The 20,898-nt window shown below is 44.6% G+C and carries 20 protein-coding genes; 7 read left to right on the forward strand and 13 right to left on the reverse strand.

The genetic code is table 11. The features are described from left to right. Positions 1-270 precede the first annotated feature (270 nt). The 4 genes from hisB to AC58CZ_RS09810 all read left to right on the forward strand — a co-directional run bounded on the left by hisB (position 271) and on the right by AC58CZ_RS09810 (position 3,356). The gene (gene hisB / locus AC58CZ_RS09795; protein WP_212564071.1) at positions 271-918 is read left to right on the forward strand and encodes an imidazoleglycerol-phosphate dehydratase HisB; all 648 of its coding nucleotides are present in this window, start codon (positions 271-273) and stop codon (positions 916-918) included. Between the two features lie 172 nt (positions 919-1,090). Then, the gene (gene hisH / locus AC58CZ_RS09800; protein WP_494224315.1) at positions 1,091-1,726 is read left to right on the forward strand and encodes an imidazole glycerol phosphate synthase subunit HisH; all 636 of its coding nucleotides are present in this window, start codon (positions 1,091-1,093) and stop codon (positions 1,724-1,726) included. 171 nt (positions 1,727-1,897) lie between these two features. After that, the gene (locus AC58CZ_RS09805) at positions 1,898-2,275 is read left to right on the forward strand and encodes a hypothetical protein (protein ID WP_494224152.1); all 378 of its coding nucleotides are present in this window, start codon (positions 1,898-1,900) and stop codon (positions 2,273-2,275) included. A 151-nt stretch (positions 2,276-2,426) separates the two neighbouring features. Continuing rightward, a complete protein-coding gene (locus AC58CZ_RS09810; RefSeq protein WP_494224151.1) occupies positions 2,427-3,356 on the forward strand; it encodes a DJ-1/PfpI family protein in 930 nt (309 codons plus the stop codon). A gap of 77 nt (positions 3,357-3,433) precedes the next feature. Here the strand turns inward: AC58CZ_RS09810 and AC58CZ_RS09815 are convergent, their stop codons facing one another. Then, positions 3,434-4,759, reverse strand: a complete 1,326-nt coding sequence (locus AC58CZ_RS09815; RefSeq protein WP_494224150.1) for a valine--pyruvate transaminase — start codon at positions 4,757-4,759, stop codon at positions 3,434-3,436. 522 nt (positions 4,760-5,281) lie between these two features. Between AC58CZ_RS09815 and AC58CZ_RS09820 the strand changes: the two genes are divergently transcribed. Beyond that, on the forward strand, positions 5,282-6,634 hold the full coding sequence (locus AC58CZ_RS09820) for an AAA family ATPase (RefSeq protein ID WP_494224149.1): 1,353 nt from the start codon (positions 5,282-5,284) through the stop codon (positions 6,632-6,634). Then, the gene (locus AC58CZ_RS09825; protein ID WP_494224148.1) at positions 6,634-7,257 is read left to right on the forward strand and encodes an RloB domain-containing protein; all 624 of its coding nucleotides are present in this window, start codon (positions 6,634-6,636) and stop codon (positions 7,255-7,257) included. The genes AC58CZ_RS09820 and AC58CZ_RS09825 overlap by 1 nt, the downstream gene beginning before the upstream one ends. 161 nt (positions 7,258-7,418) lie before the next feature. Here the strand turns inward: AC58CZ_RS09825 and AC58CZ_RS09830 are convergent, their stop codons facing one another. From AC58CZ_RS09830 to nqrM, 5 genes are all read right to left on the reverse strand, one after another. Further along, positions 7,419-10,046 carry an FtsX-like permease family protein gene (locus AC58CZ_RS09830; protein WP_494224147.1) on the reverse strand — a complete coding sequence of 876 codons (2,628 nt, stop codon included), beginning with the start codon at positions 10,044-10,046 and terminating at the stop codon, positions 7,419-7,421. Continuing rightward, entirely contained in the window at positions 10,043-10,759 is a 717-nt protein-coding gene (locus AC58CZ_RS09835; protein WP_494224146.1) for an ATP-binding cassette domain-containing protein, read from the reverse strand. Before AC58CZ_RS09835 ends, AC58CZ_RS09830 begins: the two co-directional genes overlap by 4 nt. A gap of 12 nt (positions 10,760-10,771) precedes the next feature. Beyond that, complete coding sequence (locus AC58CZ_RS09840) at positions 10,772-11,608, reverse strand: GDSL-type esterase/lipase family protein (RefSeq protein WP_494224145.1); 837 nt, start codon at positions 11,606-11,608, stop codon at positions 10,772-10,774. A gap of 189 nt (positions 11,609-11,797) precedes the next feature. Beyond that, positions 11,798-13,012, reverse strand: a complete 1,215-nt coding sequence (locus tag AC58CZ_RS09845) for an MFS transporter (protein WP_494224144.1) — start codon at positions 13,010-13,012, stop codon at positions 11,798-11,800. A gap of 329 nt (positions 13,013-13,341) precedes the next feature. After that, positions 13,342-13,587 (reverse strand): (Na+)-NQR maturation NqrM, encoded by a 246-nt coding sequence (gene nqrM, locus AC58CZ_RS09850; RefSeq protein ID WP_058025258.1) that lies wholly within the window; start codon positions 13,585-13,587, stop codon positions 13,342-13,344. A 96-nt stretch (positions 13,588-13,683) separates the two neighbouring features. Here nqrM and AC58CZ_RS09855 point away from each other — a divergent pair, with 96 nt between their 5' ends. Next, complete coding sequence (locus AC58CZ_RS09855) at positions 13,684-13,812, forward strand: hypothetical protein (protein ID WP_497413147.1); 129 nt, start codon at positions 13,684-13,686, stop codon at positions 13,810-13,812. On the opposite strand, the gene AC58CZ_RS09860 is transcribed toward AC58CZ_RS09855, so the two are convergent. The 7 genes from AC58CZ_RS09860 to AC58CZ_RS09890 all read right to left on the reverse strand — a co-directional run bounded on the left by AC58CZ_RS09860 (position 13,807) and on the right by AC58CZ_RS09890 (position 20,896). Beyond that, the gene (locus AC58CZ_RS09860) at positions 13,807-14,907 is read right to left on the reverse strand and encodes an FAD:protein FMN transferase (protein ID WP_494224314.1); all 1,101 of its coding nucleotides are present in this window, start codon (positions 14,905-14,907) and stop codon (positions 13,807-13,809) included. The genes AC58CZ_RS09855 and AC58CZ_RS09860 overlap by 6 nt on opposite strands. Before the next feature lie 260 nt (positions 14,908-15,167). Next, complete coding sequence (locus tag AC58CZ_RS09865) at positions 15,168-15,968, reverse strand: SDR family oxidoreductase (protein WP_423726468.1); 801 nt, start codon at positions 15,966-15,968, stop codon at positions 15,168-15,170. 170 nt (positions 15,969-16,138) lie between these two features. Further along, positions 16,139-17,374 (reverse strand): NADH:ubiquinone reductase (Na(+)-transporting) subunit F, encoded by a 1,236-nt coding sequence (gene nqrF, locus AC58CZ_RS09870; protein WP_058025261.1) that lies wholly within the window; start codon positions 17,372-17,374, stop codon positions 16,139-16,141. A gap of 122 nt (positions 17,375-17,496) precedes the next feature. After that, complete coding sequence (gene nqrE, locus AC58CZ_RS09875) at positions 17,497-18,105, reverse strand: NADH:ubiquinone reductase (Na(+)-transporting) subunit E (protein ID WP_058025262.1); 609 nt, start codon at positions 18,103-18,105, stop codon at positions 17,497-17,499. Beyond that, entirely contained in the window at positions 18,105-18,776 is a 672-nt protein-coding gene (locus AC58CZ_RS09880; protein WP_301450270.1) for an NADH:ubiquinone reductase (Na(+)-transporting) subunit D, read from the reverse strand. The genes nqrE and AC58CZ_RS09880 overlap by 1 nt, the downstream gene beginning before the upstream one ends. A 1-nt stretch (position 18,777) precedes the next feature. Further along, the gene (locus AC58CZ_RS09885; RefSeq protein ID WP_494224143.1) at positions 18,778-19,680 is read right to left on the reverse strand and encodes a Na(+)-translocating NADH-quinone reductase subunit C; all 903 of its coding nucleotides are present in this window, start codon (positions 19,678-19,680) and stop codon (positions 18,778-18,780) included. After that, entirely contained in the window at positions 19,661-20,896 is a 1,236-nt protein-coding gene (locus AC58CZ_RS09890; RefSeq protein WP_494224142.1) for an NADH:ubiquinone reductase (Na(+)-transporting) subunit B, read from the reverse strand. Before AC58CZ_RS09890 ends, AC58CZ_RS09885 begins: the two co-directional genes overlap by 20 nt. Between the last annotated feature and the right edge of the window lie 2 nt (positions 20,897-20,898).

Genomic DNA, 20,898 nt, shown 5'->3' on the forward strand with positions numbered 1-20,898 from the left:
CACTATTTTAGCAGAATGAGGTAAATTTGTGCGTGGTTTGGCGCTTGGTCGTGGCAGTAAATGTTAGGGTTTGCTATGATGAGGCTAAATCATATGTGATACACATCAACCCTAATATATTGATATCTTTTGTATATATCATTTTTTCATACATTTTTTGCTGGCGCTGATGGCAGCGTTAGCGGTGATGTAATGGACAGTAATGGGTACTTTTTTGCCCTATTTATAATTGACCGCTTTTCACTGATAAAAAACCGATAGAGAATAGCCATGACAGCCAATGCAACTGAGCAAAATCAAGCAACAAACCTAAATCTATACGGTCGCCCTGAGCGCATCGCGACCGTTGAGCGTATCACTGCCGAAACGCAAATCACTTGTACCGTCAACCTCGATGGGACGGGTAAAGGTGTGGTAGACACAGGCGTGCCATTTTTGGATCATATGATCGATCAGATCAAGCGTCATGGTTTATTTGACTTAGATATCAAATGCGTCGGCGATACTTATATCGATGATCACCATAGTGTCGAGGATACCGGTATTACTTTGGGCCAAGCGTTTAACAAAGCTTTGGGCGATAAAAAAGGCATCCGTCGTTATGGGCACTTTTATGCGCCATTAGATGAGTCGTTGACACGCGCTGTGGTGGATTTGTCAGGTCGTCCGGGTCTACACATGGATATTCCATTTACGCGCTCGCACGTTGGCCGCTTCGATGTTGACTTATTCAGTGAGTTCTTTTATGGCTTCGTCAATCACTCGTGGATGACCGTGCATTTAGACAATCTCAAAGGCAAAAATAGCCATCACCAGATTGAATCAACCTTTAAAGCCTTTGCTCGTGCGCTGCGTATGGCCTGCGAATATGATGAGCGTGCGCTGAATACCTTGCCATCGACCAAAGAGGCTTTCTAAGGCGCATATAAGGCTGTTCTACAAGGTTACTCAAGAGGGTCAGTTAAGCTTGGCGTACTGGTTGTACAGCCTGCGCTTAACTTCCTTGTAGCAAAACCTTATCTAAACCTTAGTAACAGAAAATAGTATACATAGTATAGTAGTCAAAATATTTAAAAACGAGAACCAATTGATGACCAAAGTAGCGCTATTAGATTATGGCATGGGCAATTTGCATTCAGCTGGCAAAGCCTTGTCGGTAGTCGGGGCAGATGTCTCTATCACCAATGATCCAAAAGTTGTCGCGGCAGCAGATAAAATTGTCTTCCCAGGCGTTGGCGCGATGCGTGATTGTATCGCTGGTATGCATGAGGCAGGAATTGATGACGTGGTACGCGATGCAGTGTTTAACAAGCCCGTGATGGCCATCTGTGTGGGGATGCAAGCGTTGTTTGAGCAATCGGCTGAAAATGGTGGTACAGATTGCCTTGGCATCTTAAACGGTACGGTAGAAGCGTTTGACCCTACGTGGAAAGATAAACAAGGCGCAACGATAAAAGTACCACATATGGGCTGGAATACGATTAGTGGTATGGATTTTGACCATCCGCTTTGGCACGGTATCGAGGACAACGCGCACTTTTACTTTGTGCACAGCTACTACTGCGCACCTAGCGACCGCAAGCAAGTGGCGGCGGTATGTGACTATGGTCAACCGTTCTGTGCCAGTATCATCAAAGACAACCTATTTGCCACTCAGTTCCATCCAGAAAAGAGCCATACCGCTGGCTTGCAACTGCTAAAGAATTTTGTCGAGTGGAATGTGTAGATAGGCAGTAAACGCAAATTGCACATTTGCTTCAGAATAGGGTAGATTATCGCTTGTATAATCTACCTTTTTTATTCTCCACTATTATCATTCTTAACTATCAATTTTTAGTTATTATTGTTTAGTGATACGTTCAATCATTTTCTGCTCGCTTATATTTGGAATACTCTAGTGGACTTTAACACCTTTAAAATAAACGTTGTTGAGACGACGGGTCTTGCCAAAGACGCGTTACACATTTACGTCGGCGTCGGCGTCTATCTGCTCAGCATGTTTATCTTACGCCCTATCATTAAGAATCAGACTATCAGAGCCTTTTTAGCATTATTAGTCGTCATTAGCGTAGCACTGCTAGGTGAATATTTCGACAATCGTCACATCATTGTGCCAAAAGGCCTTCTGGCTCTAAAAGGTACAGATATCAAAGCAAGTATTCATGATCTCATTAATACCTGCCTGCTGCCTTTCGTGCTGTTTGCTTTAAATAAGGGGACAAGGATTTTTCAAGCGAGCAGCTCACCAAGTAAGCTACTAAAGAAAACCCGTTAAAACAGTTTTTCAATCCTACTTTACAAAGCTTACGAAACATAAAAATTCTCATCTATTTAATGCTGTCTTCATTTGTTACCTTAGATTGATCATTTCTAGCTACTTAATAAATAGCTACTCAATAAATATAAATCATAAAAAGGAAGCCACTATGAATATGCAAGAGCTATTAGACAAAGCCAAAGACACCTTAGACAACGCCAAAAATACTCTAGGCTTAGAGCCGCAAGAAACTGAAGCAGGCATTTATATTCCCTCCACATCATCGCTAAAGATAGCTGCGCCGAATAAAACCAACTACGATCATACTAATTACGATAATCTCTATACGGGCGATAAGAAAATCATGATGGTCTGTACCGAAGAGCAGTACATGACTATGGAGAACGGCAATAAATTTGATACCGGTAATCATCCGGTGGAGATGATGGTGCCGTTATTACATTTTGAAAAAGCAGGCTTTGATGTCGATGTGTTTACGCCAACAGGCGAGGCGGTCAAGGTCGAGCAGTGGGCGATGCCAAAGGACGATGACGACGTTAAACAAATTTATAGTGAGTATGAGTCCAAGTTTAACAATCCCAATAGTATCGCTGACTTTGTCAAAAATGACATGGCCAAGAGCGACGACTATGCAGCGATTTTTATCCCGGGTGGTCATGGCGCGATGCTAGGCTTGCCTGAGGACAAGAACCTCGGTGCATTGCTACGCTGGGGCCACGAAAATGGCTTGTTTACCTTGGCAATTTGCCATGGACCTGCCGCGTTATTGGCGGCTGACCTTAATAGTCCTGACAGTTCTGATGAAGCCAATTCCGAGCGTGACTTTATCTTTAAAGGTTATGAGATGGTCGCATTCCCCACTGCTATGGATAAGCAAATGCCAAAAATTGGCTATTTGCCTGGTACGATGCCATGGTACTTTGGTGAAAAGCTTGAAGACCTAGGTGTCACTATTAGCAATAAACTGGTCACCGGTAGCACTCATCAAGACAGAAAACTGATCTCAGGTGATGGGCCACTAGCAGCGAATGACTTTGGTAAAATGAGTGCTAAAGCTTTACTAAAAGAGTTTGGTTAGATCGTTTTCATAAAGTCATCATATAAAAAAACGGACTATTTATTAGTCCGTTTTTATTCTTCGATTTGCAGCTAGGGTTATTTGTTCTTTGCCTCATCGTACAGCTCACGTACCACCTTACCAATCACTCTAATACCATCCGTCAGCGTCTGCTCATCGGCGGCGATGCTCATACGGATACACTCGTGTGCGTGCTGGTAATCGCTGACATCCACACCGGGGAAGAAGTATTCACTCGGCACGATAAGCGTCCCTTTTTCTTTAAGGCGCTCGTATAGATCAAGCGTGCTAATCGGCAAGTCTTTAAACCATAACCACAAGAATATCGCGCCTTCAGGCTTATGAATCATGAGTGGATAATCGCCCAATGCTTCTTTCAATAGCGTCACCGTGAGTTTCGCCTGCTTTTGATAAAATGGCTTAATCTCATTATCAGATAATTGCTTGATACGGTCATTTTCGACCAGTGGCGTGGCAATCGCTGCGCCAAAACGTGTCGGCGCTAGGTTGACTACCGCATTCATCGCACTGACCGCTTTGATCACTTCCGCATCAGCGACGATAATACCCGTACGCATACCGGGCAAGCCAATTTTCGATAGGCTAAAGCACAGAATCGTATTGTTATCCCAGTTCAAATTGACATCAGAGTAGATGATATTCGGGAAGGGCATACCGTAGGCGTTATCGATAATCAGCGGAATGTCATAACGCTTAGCAATCTCGGACAAATGCGCCATTTCGTCATCGGTCAGCACGTTGCCAGTCGGGTTGGTCGGGCGTGAGCAGCAAATCGCGCCGATACGACCTTCCTTTAACGCGGGCAAGTTTTCTAACGCGTCAAAATCGACACGATATTTAAAGAAGCCTGCTTCGCCATCATGCGTCACTTCATCGATATGCGGCAATACGGCAGTGAAATGCTGACCTTCGACATGCACATCGCTATAGCCGATATACTCAGGGGTCAATGGCAGTAGAATGGATTTGTCGACAGATTCGTTCTGCTCATCAGTGAAAGCACCGCCAAACAGATTAAACAGGTAGAAAAACGCATTCTGTGAGCCATTGGTCAGGGCAATGTTTTCTGAAGTCAGATTCCAATCATAATGACGGTTAAAAAAGCCTACCAAGGCATCGATAAAGCCTGCATCCCCTTGCGGATTGGAGTAGTTCGCCATGCTGATAATCGCGCTACTGTTGGGCACGCCTGCATCGTTGTCAACGCCCAGCGCCTTATAGGTCTCTAAAAACAACTCATTGACGGCATCAATTTTGGCAGGGTTACCACCGCCCAGCATGTTGACTGGCTGATCGCTTTTTAGCGCATCGCCCAGATCATCCATCAATTGTGAGATGCCAGTGGGCTGGGTAAATTTTTGACCGAACTTTGAGAATTTCATAAGGCTACCATGCTGTTTGGGAGGGTGTTATAAGTGGGTATTTAACCGATAAAGTTGGGCTAGTATAGCAAATGAGGGCTATAAAATAAGCAAAGTGCGGGGCAGATATTGACTTGTATGTCTATACACTTTGTGAAGTAAAAAAGCCCTCTAGGTGAGTAGAAGGCGTTCTTTTTGGAGGGTTTGTAGCCAATATACCGTTTCAATCAGAGTTAAAAAGCATGGTTAATCAAAATCTTAACCTGGGTTTGGATATGGATTGCGTTCCACGCATTTATAGATCAAACAATTATAAACTTAAACATATTACATCAAGGTTTTTAGTGAGTGCTGGACTAACAATGAAAAAATATTATATGGAAATTTAAGTTAGGCTTGTTAATTTATCCAGCACTTGCTGGATATGCTGCTATGTAAATGAATGATATACAATTTATAAAAATTAAGTTAATATTGTTTAAAACTAGTTTTTTGGTCAATTTAGACCAAAGATAGCTAATAAAATAGCAAGAGAGGTGCCTTATGCTGATTGAATTCACTATCAAGAATTTTCGCTCTTTTAAAGATAGTACCACTTTTTCTATGGTTAAGTCACAAGGTAGCGAGCTGGAAGCAAATAATACATTTTCACCTAAAGTACCTAAAGCGCCTGATCTGCTAAGATCGGCTGTTATTTATGGCTCTAACTCCTCTGGAAAGTCGAATATAGTTAAAGCTTTAGGTTACTTGAGGTTTCTGGTTCTTAATTCTACAGAGTTCAAACCTAATCAGAAAATACCTACAGATGTTTTCATTTTTAATGATGAAAATTCTGATTTGCCTACTGAAATTAATATTTCATTTGTAGCTAAAGCTTCATCGAAAGTTGAAACATCTCTACCTGATGATGCCTCTAAAGACAAAAGGCTAATTCGTTATGACTATGGGATTATATTCAATAGAGATTATGTCATAGAAGAGTGGTTACATTCTTATCCTAAAGGGAAAGTACAAGAATGGTTTTATCGTAAAAGGAATGAAACGGTTGAAAGTAAATATGAATACTCCTTTAGTAGTTTATTTAAAGGAAGTAAAACAAACTGGGAAAGTAATACACGTTCTAATGTTCTTTTCTTATCTAACGCTGTAAACCTTAATAGTGAACAATTGAAACCTGTATATGATTGGTTTGATAATGTAATACATGTAGGTACAGATACAAAAACGTATTTTGGTGAAGGCTATACTAGGTCTGTATGTGATGATAACTCTTATAAACAAGGAATTTTAGGCTTTTTAAAGTCTGCTGATATAGGTATCGATGACTTTTCTGTTGAAAAGGAAGAAATAGATATAAATAAGCTTACTCTACCAACTGATATGCCAGACTCATTCAAAGAGAAAATTATTGAACAGATTTCTGGGCAAAATATAATTGATTTAAAGTCTGCTAGGAATGTTGAAGGTACATTAAGGTATCTAGATTTTGATGAAGAGTCTGAAGGTACAAAAAAGCTTTTTGCATTAGCTGGACCAGTGATTGATACTCTTGAAGATGGAAGTATATTAGTACTTGATGAACTGCATAATCATTTACATCCTAAGTTGGTTGAGTTCATCATTAAAAGCTTTCACAACCCAGAAGTAAATAAAAATAATGCACAACTGATTTTCACTACCCACGATACTTACTTAATGAAAAAGAAGTTCTTTAGACGTGACCAAATCTGGTTCGTTGAAAAGGGTATGGATTATTCATCTCATGTCTATTCCTTATATGATTTCAATATAAGGAAAGACAGAGGGTCTGAGTATGAAAATCAATATCTAGAAGGTATTTTTGGCGCAACTCCCTTTATTAACGAGGATCATTTCTTTCAACTGGGAGAAAAGTGATGGCTAGGAAAAAATCAGAAAGACACTTAAGACGCCAATCTAAGGGGCTTAAACTTAGAGCTAAAGTGTTAATAGTATGCGAAGGACAAAAAACTGAAGAAGAGTATTTTGGATATTTAAGGAAAAAATATCGTTTAAGTACAACAGAAGTTATCATAAAGGAAGACGGAGGATCTTCTCCTAATAGCGTATTTAAAGATGCTTTAGATTTATATAATAGGAGTCTTAAAAGGGATCAAGTTTCATATGATATAGTTTATTGTGTCTATGACCGTGATGAGTTTAGTCAACATGCGGACGTGAAAAATAAAATAGAGCAACAAGCTAACTTTAATCTAATTTTTTCTGATCCTTGTTTTGAAGTCTGGTATTTATTTCATTATGACGCTTTAACTAAACCATTTATGAAGAAAGGGAGTAAAACTGCGAGTCAACAAGTCAAATCGCAAGCCAATAAACTACTAAGCAGTACTGGTAGTAATTATCTTGAATATCTCTTTAATAATACAGAAGAGGCTATTCAAAATGCTAAGCGTAATGCAAAACAAAATATTTCTAACCCATACACAAATGTGTATGAACTAGTTGAAAAGTTGAAAGAAATAGGTGAGATGAGTTTTTAATTGTATACGGTAATTGTAGTAGATATGAAATTAACGCAAAGCTAACCATGACTATGCTGATATCTAATAAGGTTTCAAAAATCCCCATTAGGGGATTTTTCCTTTGCAAATCCAAAATCAAATAGAATGATTTAATATTCCTTAAGAATTCGCTATAACCATTAAATCATCGCCCTTACCCTTGCCATAATCCCGCGTCCAATCACCAGTCTCACATAAATAATGGCAATAGCAAACAGCAATACGATTAACGCCGCACCGCCAATAGCCAGACTTGTCCACGGCACACTAAACTGTAGATTAAACCATTGCGTGATGGCCGCCCATGCGCCAACGCTGGCGATAACAACGGCAAAGGTCGCCGCGCTAATACCAAGCACACCCAGCTCTAATATATTGAGCATATACAAGTCACGCTTTTGCATACCGAGCAGTCTAAATGACGCGCTGTCCTTCATACGATCTTGCGAGGTAGACAGCAGCGAGCTGATCAGCACCATGACCCCAGTGAGTAGGGCAAGCAAGGTGAACACATAGACCAAGCGGCTCATTTGTACCACCAGCTCTTGAATTTGCTTGGCAATAGCCGTGCCATCGATGGTCGTGACCGCAGGGAACTGGCGTACCAGTTTGCCTTGTAGCTCTGGAATCGTATCTTCTGATACGTGCGCGGTGGCAAACTGAATCTGCGGGGCAGCGGACAGTACAGACGGCTCAAACAAGAAGTAAAAATACGGGCTTGGACCGCGCTCATAGCGCGTACGAATACTGGTGATCTGCCCGACGATTTCGATACCTTGAATGTTAAAGCGCACCTGATCGCCCATGCCGACATTGAGCATACTGGCGGCAGTGTCCAAGATAGATAGGGGGTTGACTTGCTGATCGGCATCATCGATAGGGGTATATAGCGCATCGTCTGTGAGTGATTCAGTGATGTATTCGGTATCCATGACCGTATCGGCGTAGCTTAAGTTAAACACCCGCGTAGGGTCATCAAAGCCATCCTCAGGCTCGATATCTTTTGCCGGTACGTCATTGGCTGTCTCTACACGCGCGCGAATGACGGGGTAATAGGTGACAGGCGCCTCAATGATCGCATCAATATCGTCATGCTGATCGCTCTGCACATCCAGCAAAAACAGATTGGGCGCGTCTTCAGGATAGGCATTGATAAACTGCGCATTGATACTGTGATTGAGTGTGGTGATGAGCGTCAGCACCGCAACCGATAGCGATAGCGTGACGAAGAATAATGCGGATTGATTGCCCTTGCGCGCCAGATTATGAATGGCGATACGCTGCATCCAACTGACCTTGGCATTGCTCGCCAACTTATTAAGCAGCCATAGCCACCCACGCGCCAGTAGCCAAAATATCGCCACAAAGCCGATCAAGCCGCCCAATAGCTGCGCGCCTAATGACAATGAGCCCACTTCATAAGCAAAGAAGGCATACAGCCCTGTCATCACCAAGCCATACCACAGTAATGGCACGCGTCGATACCAAGGCAAGTTTTGCGACTGCGTGCTTGCCCCTTGATTGAGTAGGGTCGCGGGTTTGGTGGTGTTAAGCGCGCTTAAACCACGCTGCGCAATCAGCAACGTGAGGGCTAAGGCAATCACAATGGTCTTAATCGCGCTAATTGGATTGATAGATAGACCCACGTCAGCAGGTAAGATAGCCGCGAGATACGGCTGACCAATTTTAAGCAAGCCCAGACTAAGGACAATCGCGGCAATACAAGCAATGACAGTCGTGACGATAAGCAATTGATAATAGCTACGTTTGAGTGAACCAAGCGGCTCGCCGAGCGCCAAACGAATGGCATTATTGGACTGCTGCTTGCTGACGAACGCGCTAATGACGCCGTACATGGCGACCGCAGAGAGTAGCAGTACGGCAATGACCAGTAGCTTTAAAAACATCAATACATTATCAGAGATACGTGAGACGGAAGTATCTGCTGACTCGGCATCAGAGAGCTCGATATCAGGATAACTGGTCAGTATGCCTGTGAGCTTTTTGCGCTGCGTGCTTATCAGTTCAGGATCACCGGCTATCTCGATACGGTAATTGATGCGGCTGCGCTGACCGAGTAGATTGGTCGCCTCTAACGCATCTTGTTTCATCAAGACTCGCCCACCAAAACCAAAGGCGGTCAGCGGACGGTCAGGCTCTTTGGTCAGCACATCACTGATCGTAAACTGCGCATCGCCAATGTCGATACGGTCGCCGACACTAGCATTTAGGCTACTGAGCACTTCTGGGGCGACGATGACACTGTCAGACGTCAGCTGATCCCATAGCGGCTTTCCTGAGGCAAGCTCAGCAGTACCGTACAAAGGGTAAGACGGTGTGACGGCTTTGACGCTGGCAAGCAAAGTTTGCTCATCGGTGACGAGCATGGCGCTAAACTGATAATCATATACGATCTGCGTATCGGGAATCGTTTCTACTTGCGCCAATACCTCGCTTGGCCAGTCTTGCTTACTGTTTAAGATCAAATCCCCACCAACGAGTGCGCGCTGATTGTCATTGATGTAGCTATCGACAGACTGCTGCACAGAGTCGAGGGTCAGGTAGGTTGCAAGTGACAAGGTCAATGTGAGTAGAAACAACACTGGATACACCCAGCGCTGCCACCAACTACGGCTGAGTGCTTGCGAGCCTAGTGTTTTGGTGAAAAGTTGATTGAGGATACCGCTAGAATAACTGGTCTCTTGACGCATACTGGTATCAGTCTTTTTTATATCAGTTGATGTGTTGTCTGTCAGCTTTTTATTCATGTCGGTACAATCCGGCCGTCATGCATGGTAATGACGCGATCTGCCATCTCGGCAAGCGCAGGATCGTGAGTCACGACCACCAGTGCCGAGCCAACTTGCTGGCGTAAGTCCAATAATAACTGCATGACTTGATCGGCATTTTGCTCATCGAGGTTCCCTGTCGGCTCATCGGCAAAGACAATTTTTGGATGCGATACTAGCGCTCGTGCCACCGCTGTACGCTGCTGCTCACCACCAGATAACTGATTGGGTAAGCTGTGACGGCGATGACCCAAATCAACCGCATCAATCAGCTCGTTGACTCGTTCTGGGTTTGGACGCCTTGCAATATCAAGAGGAAAGGCGATGTTTTCGGCGACAGTTAGGGTCGGCAGTAGATGAAATGACTGAAAGACAAAACCCATGTCCTGTTGACGAATGACCGCAAGTGAGTCTTCATCAAGACTGCTGAGCGTTTGATCTGCCAGCGACACCGTACCACTATCGGGATAGTCTAGTGCTGCGAGCAATCCTAGTAAGGTCGATTTACCCGAGCCTGATTTGCCCATAATGACCACAAACTCGCCAGCGTTGACGTATATATCGACGTCCTTAATGATAGACAATTTTTGCTCACCGACTTGCACAGTTTTGTTTAACTGGGAGGCGGTGAGTAGGGCAGATTTTTCAGTATCTACTGGCGGTATTGATGTGGCAGTCGAAGGTGATGTCATTACAGTATCTCGTTAAGTGGACTCGTTTGTCATATTTTTGGTTGTGTCGGCCTGAGAGGTTTCGGCTGCTGTGACTTCTTGTAGCGTGGGCTCTAAGATAGGTAAGATATTGTCATTGACGATGATCGTGTATCCTTCTTTGGTTGGGTGAATGGCATCTGCTTGGTTGAGCTCAGCCTCACCGCCAACACCCTCTAAGAAGAACGGAATAAGCGTTACGTTCATGTCTTTCGCGACGCGAGGATAAATGTCTGAGAACGCGGCAACGTAGTCATCGCCCAAGTTATCATAGATCGACATCCCGCCCAAGATGACGACACTGCCATTGTCTTGCAAACGTTTAACAGCCGTACGAATATTGGCTTCAATCGTCGCCACGTCGATACCGCGTATGGCGTCGTTAGCCCCAATGGTCAAAATCGTCACATCAGGTTTGGTTTGTAATACCCAATCTAAGCGATTGACCAGACCCGTGCTGGTTTCACCGCTCAGCCCTGAGTTGATCACTTCGGTATTCTTATAACCCATTGCTTGCAGACGATCTTCTAACTGCGCAGGGTAGTTATCATTTTTATCCACCCCAAGACCTTCCGTCAGTGAGTCGCCAAGCGCTAAAATAGTGATTGGGGCGTCGTTGACTTGCATATCGGTGGGTGCATCAGCATTGGCGTCTACGGACGTTGTATTGGCTTGGTTGGCTGTCATTTCAGTATCTGAGCGTTGGGTGTCAGTCGGTTGACTCGGTGTGGTCGGCTCAGTCTCTTTTTGACAACCACTGATCGCCATGACAGCAGCGAGCATGGCAATAGCAGGCAGGCGCTGAGCGAGCCGAGAAGGGGTATTTAGCATGGGTGTTATGTCCTATAAGCAATCAAGCTGATGTAGAGTCAGCTCAAGATTTAAATCATCTTGCACTGACTATAGCAAAATAAGACAGCCACCAATATTGCCCTAAGGTTAATTTCAAGACAGCTTTATTGCGCTTTAGAAATCAAGGACTTATAGAAAGCAGTATGTAGATATTTTGATAAGCTAATATCAAATGTATTTGCCATCGACCATCACTGGACGACTGACGAGCCAAGCAATTGCCACGTTTGCAATCATCAGTACCAGCATGATAAAAAGCGGAAGACTCCAGCTATCAGTCGCTTCATGGAGCCAGCCTGTACCGAGTGGGCCAAAAAACGCAATTAAATAACCCACCGCTTGTGCCATACCAGACAGCTCGCTTGATTGATTGGTGGTATACGTCCGCAATGAGAATAGCATCATACTCAAGGTAAAAATCGCTGAACAACCAATTCCCATCATGGCTGACCATAGCCACGCCAACTCAGTGGACAGATAGCTGATACCCAATACGCCAATGACGTTGAGCACAGCGGCACACACAGCGAGCGCCTGAATAGGACGACCACGATTAATCAGCCATGTCAGACTCAAAATAGAGATGGGTGCCATAAACTGAAACACAGAACCCATTTGTCCAGCGCTCACCGCTGATAATCCTTTGCTGACCAAAATAGAGGGCAAAAAACTGGCAACGGTATAAAACAGTAATGATTGTAGCCCCATAAAGACAGCAATTTGCCAAGCAAACGTCGTTCGCCAAATAGAGATATCAAAGGCATCTGAGTCGGTTGAGAGGACGGGTTGGTGGTTGGATGAGCCCAAACGCACACGCAAAAATAACCAAATCAATAACGCAAAAATACCTAAAACCGTCCAACCACCCAACGCCCACTGCCAGCCTACTTGCTCAGACAAAGGGAGGACGATGCCTGAGACTATCCCAGCGGTCACCGTCATTGTTAAACTAAACAAACCCGTAATCAGCGGAATATGTTGCGGAGTACGTTGCTTGATGACAGGCGCGGCCAGTGTATTAGCAAAGCCAATGGCTAGAGTCAGCAATAAAGTACCGATTAAAAACCCAGTCCACGTCGGGATAACGGTACGCAGAATCATGCCAGTGGTTAATAGCGCGATCATGGCAATCAGCGTATTTTCAAGTCCAAAACGCTTGCCAATGGCTGGTGAGATCAGCGCCCCAAGGGCAAAACCCAGCATCGGCACAGCGCCCAACCAGCCAATCTGTATCTCCGAGATATTGAGTGCTTCTTTCACCACTGGCGCGATAGCGCCCAGCGCAACGATGGGAGCGCGCATGTTGGTTGCCAGCAGAATCATGGCGCATAATACTAACCAAAAGGTGAAACGTGATGAAGGCAGATTGGATGAGGTAGACATAGCAGCACAACGATAACAGGGAAAAAGGACACGTTATAAGACAGCGCCGAAAAATCGTCGCTTGTAAAACAACACCAAAGATCATTTACTCAGACACGTACCTAAACGGTAATCAATAACGTCAAACAGAACTAAAAATTTGCAGAGGGCAAAACAGATATGTTTGCTAGCCAATTTTTCAAATAGAAAGTATCTAAATAGAGAGTGTCTAAATAGGAATAATAAGAGATGAAGATATAAAATAGCGCCAAGTCACTTTGAATGATTTGACGCTATTATACGAACAGATGTTAGGTAAATACTACCCGCGTATGGTAACCAATGAGTTTTTACACAGATTTGCCGAGTTGGGCAGCTCTTAACGCGTTTTCTTGTTGTTCTGCCATCAATGAGTCGCACTTGTTGGGATCATCGCCACAAAATGAGCACTGCTCATCACCCATCAATTTGGCAACACCACCACAAGAGCCTTTGAGCGGCTTTTTTTTGACCATATAACCGATGCCCATAAAAACGAAAAATAGGATAAACACTGTAAAGGTAATGGCAAGCATAGGAAGCAATTGGCTAAGCATAGAGGAAACCTCATTGTCAAAAGTGGGGCAGTTGCTGTTAATGATGTACTTTTAATGGCAACTAACTAATAGTATAGCAAATTTTGGTGTTGCTCGTTGCGCGTTATCGTATTCTCTTGTGCCAGTGCCAGTGCCAGTGCCAGTGCCAGTGCCAGTGCCAGTGCCAGTGCCAGTGCCAGTGCCAGTGCCAGTGCCAGTGCCAGTGCCAGTGCCAGTGTCTTATGAGGGCTTTTTATCGGTACGTAGGGCTTTCATTGCAGGTGTTTGAACCACTTGCCAATCGTCAATATCGTCATCGGAGATGCTATCGCTAGCACCTTTATCATCAGAACGGTCTGTTTTGACATCATCAGCCAACACCACAAACATAGCAGCCAAGTTTTGAGCTTTAGCGACATCTAGTGCTTTATGATAGGGCATCGCTGTCAGCGCTGTCGCCCATGCATCAGCTAATGCAACTGAATCAGCTGCTACCGTGACTGAGGGCGCACCGCCCGCAATAGGTTTGCCAGTGGTCGGATCGATGGTATGGCTATAGCGTTTGCCATCAAATATGACGGAGTTGCGATAATTTCCAGAGGTTGCCAGATGCATTTGGCTAGCCGTATTTTTTGGTTGACGGATGGCAGAGATTGTTTGACGCTCGCTGACAGTGCTGCCTTCAATAGGGGCGTCAATCGCAATTTGCCATGGCTGCTGTTGGTTGTTAACGCCAGATGTCGAAATTTCACCGCCAATCTCAACCATATAATTGCGAATTTGATAATCCTCTCTCAGCACATCGGCGATGACATCAACCCCATACCCTTTGGCAACGGCAGAAAAATCAAGCTCGACGCCGTCTTTAGTTTTGGATATCGTTTGGTCTTTTTTTATAATACTCTCAAAGTCTACCAGTGCTTTTGCTTGGGCAATCTCGAGCGCTGTAGGCGGACTTTGTAGACGCTCGACTGTCATGGTGCTGCCAAAACCCCAGGTCTCTACCAAAGGCATAACGGTAGGATCAAACGCACCACCAGATTGCTCGTAGACAATCTTTGACACATCCAGCACCCGACTAAAATCAGCGTCAATGGCAATCGGTGTGCCTTTGCCCAGCTGATTGAATTTGGTTATGGTTGAGTCGCTTTGATAGGTCGACATGCTGTCATTGATTTGCTTTAGGCGCTCATCAATCGATGCCTGTATGGCTGCCTCATCCACATCTTCAGGCAACTGATAACTGATATGGTAACTGGTTCCCATGGTCTCACCAGTCAGATAATTATAGTCTGGTGTTTGCTGGCAGGCGCTGAGGCTTAAGATGCTGGTAAGGCTCATTGTGCCAAACAGCGTGTTTTTGATCGTTTTCTTAGAAAGTAAACGGTACATTGTATTTTTCATAATATCTTCGGTATAACGCAGAAATGAGTTGGGGTATAAAATAAGTCAGGCCTATTTTACACCCCTTGACCCTACAAATACCAATGATGGCAATGTTCGGTGACAATCTACTGCATACCAAGCCACTGCATACTAATCTAATGCATACTAATCTAATGCATACTAATCTAATGCATACTAATCTAATGCATACCAAGCTATTTTACTTGCGACTCGCGTATGAGCTTATAAAGTTTGGGCGGTGAGACACGATTGACCCGTGTTGCCAGCTTTTCTTTACTGCCAGCGACCACGATATATTCTTCACCTTTTGAGAGTGCCTTCACCACTTGCTTTGCAAACTCAGTTGCCGTGAGACCGTTACTGGTTGCTTCATCCATGGTGCCCTGAGCGCTGCCATCACCTGTCAAGGCATTGATAGAGATGTTGGTCTGAATAAATCCTGGGAATATCGTCGCAACCTCTATACCTTCGTCATGCAACTCTGCCCGTAAACTGTTTGCCCACATATGCAATGCGGCTTTGGCTGCGCCATAAGCACCGCGATATTGTGTCCCTAGTAATCCTGCGACACTTGATACCATGACGATTTTGCCGCCACCTTGTGCGATCATATCAGGCAGTATCAGTCTGGTTAGTCGCGTCTGAGCAAAGTAATCTACCTCCATAATCTGACGCTCGACGTCTTCGTCAGTTTCCATGATGAGTGAGCGCTGGCTAATACCGGCGTTATTGATGAGCCAATCAATGTTTCCAGCCTGAGCTTTGGCATTGTCATAGGCGGCTTTTGCTTGAGCAGCGTCACTGATATCAAACGGAATGACAATATGCCTATTCGCACGCTTGCAGCTTTTCTTGACGGATTCTAGTTTTTGGTTATCACGGCCACTGAGAATAATTCTAGCACCACGCTTGGCAAAGGCAATCGCCAATGCTTGCCCAATACCACTAGAGGCACCCGTGATCCAAATGGTCAGATCTTTGTATTTGGTTTTCATAAGCGTCCTTTCTTAATATTTAGAGCGTTCATGATATAGGATAGCAATGCTGATCTACCAGTTAGATTTGTAGTCTCAACAACCACAATGATTGCTAAAAATCACACAAAAAAAGAGCCTCAATTGAGACTCTTTTTATATACACTTTTAAGTTTATCTGGCGGGGTTATTTAACCACCGAAATCATCAAGCATGATGTTTTCGTCTTCTACGCCCAAGCTGTGTAGCATATCGATCACAGCAGCGTTCATCATCGGTGGCCCACACATGTAGTATTCACAGTCTTCTGGGTTTGGATGATCTTTCAGATAGTTTTCGAGCAACACGTTATGGATAAAGCCTGTTGGACCTTCCCAGTTATCTTCTGGTAATGGGTCAGACAGAGCCACATGCCATTCAAAATTGTCAAATTCTTCTTCTAGCTGATCGTAATCTTCAACATAGAACATTTCACGGATCGAGCGAGCACCATACCAGAAACTGATCTTACGATCTGTTTTCAAGCGCTTGAGCTGATCAAAGATATGCGAGCGCATGGGAGCCATACCAGCACCACCACCGACAAAGATCATTTCAGCTTCAGTCTTCTTGGCAAAGAATTCACCATAAGGACCTGAAACCGTCACTTTGTCGCCAGGGACCAGACTAAACACCCATGAAGACATTTTGCCCGGTGGAATGCCGTCAGGACCACGTGGCGGTGGACTTGCGATACGGATGTTGAATTTGATGAGGCCTTTTTCTTCAGGGTAGTTGGCCATTGAGTAAGCACGGATAACGGGCTCATCAACTTTCGAGACATAGTTGAAGATACCGAATTTTTCCCAGTCTTCTCTATACTCTTCGTCAATCACAAAGTCTTTATAATGTACTTCATGCGGTGGCGCTTCAAGCTGCACATAACCACCAGCGCGGAAGTTTACTTCTTCGCCTTCTGGGATTTTTAGCACCAGCTCTTTAATGAAAGTCGCAACGTTATCGTTTGAGATAACCTCACATTCCCATTTTTGTACATCAAAGAATTCAGGATCAATCTCAATTTTCATATCTTGCTTGACAGCTACCTGACAGGCTAAACGCATGTGATTGCGGATCTCGCCTTGAGTAAAATAGCCTTCTTCGGTGGGCAAAATAGAACCACCACCTTCAATAACGCGGCAACGACACTGCGCACAGGTACCACCGCCACCACACGCTGAAGATAGAAATATACCTTCGCCTGCTAGCGTTTGCAGTAGTTTACCGCCTGCTGGTGTCACCACGTCATTATCGGGATTATCATTAATATGGATAGTGACATCGCCTGAACTGACCAGTCTTGAGCGCGCCGCCAAAATAATAGCGACGAGGCCCATGATGATCAAGGTAAACATAGCAACGCCACCAATCGCCGTAGCGTAATCCATGGTAGGTATCCTTAATCTATGGGGTAGGGGTGCGAAGACATTTTTTATGCTGTGTCCGAACCCTTACCGAATAAATGAATTAAATAGATCAAATAGCTAATAGAAGCTTTGAGCTTAGTAGTTTAGATGGACATACCACCGAACGACATAAAGCCGAGCGACATAAGACCAACCGTGAGAAAGGTAATACCAAGACCGCGCAATGGCGCTGGAATGTCTGAGTATTTGAGCTTTTCACGGATACCTGCCAATGCGGTAATAGCAAGTGCCCAACCGAAGCCTGCGCCCACACCATAGACGACAGATTCACCAAAGTTATAATCACGCTCGACCATAAATAGTACACCACCTAAGATGGCACAGTTTACGGTGATTAGTGGTAAGAATACCCCAAGCGCGTTGTATAAACTTGGTACAAACTTGTCCAAGAACATCTCTAGAATCTGTACGGTGGCAGCAATCAAACCAATATAACTAAGCAACCCTAAGAAGCTCAAGTTGATATCAGGAAAGCCTGCCCAAGCCAGCGCACCATCTTTTAGGATGAACTGGAAAAGTAAATTGTTTAGCGGAACGGTGATGGCCATCACGACAATCACAGCAACCCCTAGACCAATCGCTGTCGAGACTTTTTTGGATACGGCCAAAAAAGTACACATGCCTAAGAAGTAGGCAAGTGCCATGTTCTCGATAAAGACTGAGGTTATAAATAAACTAATATAATGTCCCATTAGTGACCGCCTCCATGTGCCATGCCTTTAGACTGCGGCTTCATTACAAACTCAGCTTCTTCTACTTGCTCTGGCTTCCAGATACGGACGATGGCAATGAACAAACCAATGATAAAGAATGCCGATGGGGGTAACAGTAATAAACCGTTTGGTATATACCAGCCGCCATCAGTGACGGGTTGTAGGATGGTAATACCAAACCAAGTACCTGCGCCTAACAGCTCACGAACAGTCGCAACAAATAACAATACTGCCGAGTAACCAAGACCGTTACCGATACCATCTAAGAAGCTTGGGATTGGTGGGTTGCTCATGGCAAATGCTTCAGCACGGCCCATGACGATACAGTTGGTAATGATCAAGCCAACAAATACCGACAGACCTTTACTCACATCATAAGCGACGGCCTTTAGGACCTGATCTACCAAGATAACCAATGAAGCAATAATGGTCATCTGTACGATGATACGAATGCTCGATGGAATCTGCTTACGAATAATAGAGATAAAGAAGCTTGAAAATGCCGTCACCAAGGTGAGTGCCACACACATGACCATAGCATTGGCCATACTCGTTGTGACTGCCAGTGCCGAACAGATACCAAGAATCTGTAGGGCAATGGGGTTATTATCAAAGATAGGCGTGGTTAAAATACTTTTAGTGTCAGCCATTTTATGCCTCCTTGCCATTAGCTATTGGTAGCGCGGCTGCCAATTCGGTGTTAGGTTGAGCGGCCGACATTGACTGATTTGCTTGCGTATCTGCATCATCAAGGGTCTGACCACTCTCTTTACGTAGCATATCTAGATAAGGTTTATAGCCTTGCTCGCCTAACCAGAACTGAATCATGTTGCTGACGCCGCGGCTTGTTAGTGTTGCGCCGCTGATACCATCGACCCAATTGTCTTTTGGATTACCCGCTTTGGTCACACCAGTAGCAACGTCGCCATTGTCATCATAAGAATGGATGCCATTCCACTGTGCGCGCCACTCTGGCTCTTCAATACGAGCGCCAAGACCTGGGGTCTCTTTATGCTCATAAAAACTGATACCTTTGATGGTATTCATGTCACTTTCAAGCGTTAAGAAACCATAAATCGTACCCCATAGCCCGTAGCCTTGAATAGGCAATACAACCAGTTCAGGTTTGCCTGCGTCATCTTCTTTGACATAGACTTTGGCGTATTTTGGTTTACGGCCAATACCAGCAGGATCATTGTCGCCCAAGTCTTCGCTTAAGGCTTGGTTTTTGGTCGCTTGACTGGCGTCATAAGCATTACGGTCAGGAATACCAGCCGTTTTTAACTCATCATCATCAAGGTAGTTGCCTTTATTGAGATCAATGATTTTGACATCAAAATCTTTAAAACGTTCGGCGACATCATCTGCTGTATCAGACTCAGTATTGTACATGTCAGCGGCGACCAAGATGTTTTTATTGCGATCCAAGCGTGCATTTTCGATTTGTGCAGGTTTTAGGCCAACAGCGACAGCTGAAACCAATACTGAACACACCAAGCACAGCGTCAAAGCCACACTGATGGTTTTGGCATTATTACTTTTGGGCTTGGACATAACGAACCCTCCGAGCAGTTTGGCGTTTGATATTTGCTTGGGTCACAAAATAATCAAACAGTGGAGCAAATAAGTTGGCAAACAAGATAGCCAGCATGATGCCTTCTGGGAAAGCTGGGTTAATAACACGAATCAGAACGGTCATAAAACCGATCAAGATACCATAAGCCCAGCGGCCCTTATTGGTGTGGGCAGCAGAAACGGGGTCGGTTGCCATGAATACTGCACCGAACGCAAAACCACCGATAACCAAGTGCCAGTAGAATGGCAAGCTCATCATCATATTGTCATCAGAGCCAATCAGGTTGAACACCAATGAAGTGGCAATCAAACCAACCACACAGCCTGCCATGATGCGCCAAGAAGCGATACGCGTCCATAACAATACGGCAGCACCCATCAAGATAGCCAGGGTTGATACTTCACCGATACTACCTTGCATGTTGCCTAAGAATGCATCACTCCAAGTGATGGCATTGCCATAGACATCAACAAAGTCTTGAGGAACCACACCAAGCGCGGCAAGCCCAAGCGGGGTCGCACCTGAGAAGCCATCTACAGCTGTCCATACTGAGTCGCCAGACATATAGGCTGGATAGGCAAAGTATAAGAACGCACGGCCTGATAGGGCAGGGTTCAAGAAGTTTTTACCAGTACCACCGAACACTTCTTTTGCGACCACCACACCAAAGATAATACCGAGGGCAACTTGCCATAAAGGAATATCAGGTGGTAAACATAGTGCAAACAGGACTGACGTCACAAAGAAACCTTCGTTAACTTCGTGTCCGCGGACGACCGCAAAGATAATCTCACAGAGAATACCGACGGCAAACGTCACGATATAAATCGGCAAAAACTGCATGGCCCCATAAACAAAGCTTGCCCAGATACTGTCAGGGTTGTAGCCTGCCATACTAGTGATGAGGGTACGCCAGCCTTCAGGTTGCAGACCGAGCTGAGCGATAGCGGTTAGTGCTTGATGACCGATGTTGTACATACCCCAAAACATTGCTGGGAAAGTACATAGCCATACCGTAATCATAATACGCTTTAAGTCGATACCGTCACGAACGTGTGATGAAGCGTACGTTGTGGTGCCTGGCTGACGAAGAAACGTATCAAACATCTCAAAAATAGCATAATACTTTTCGTGTTTGCCGCCTTTGGTAAAGGATGGCTCCATACGATCGAACATATTGTGTAAAAATTTCATCG

It is taken from the genome of Psychrobacter sp. CR212 (genome assembly GCF_059693765.1).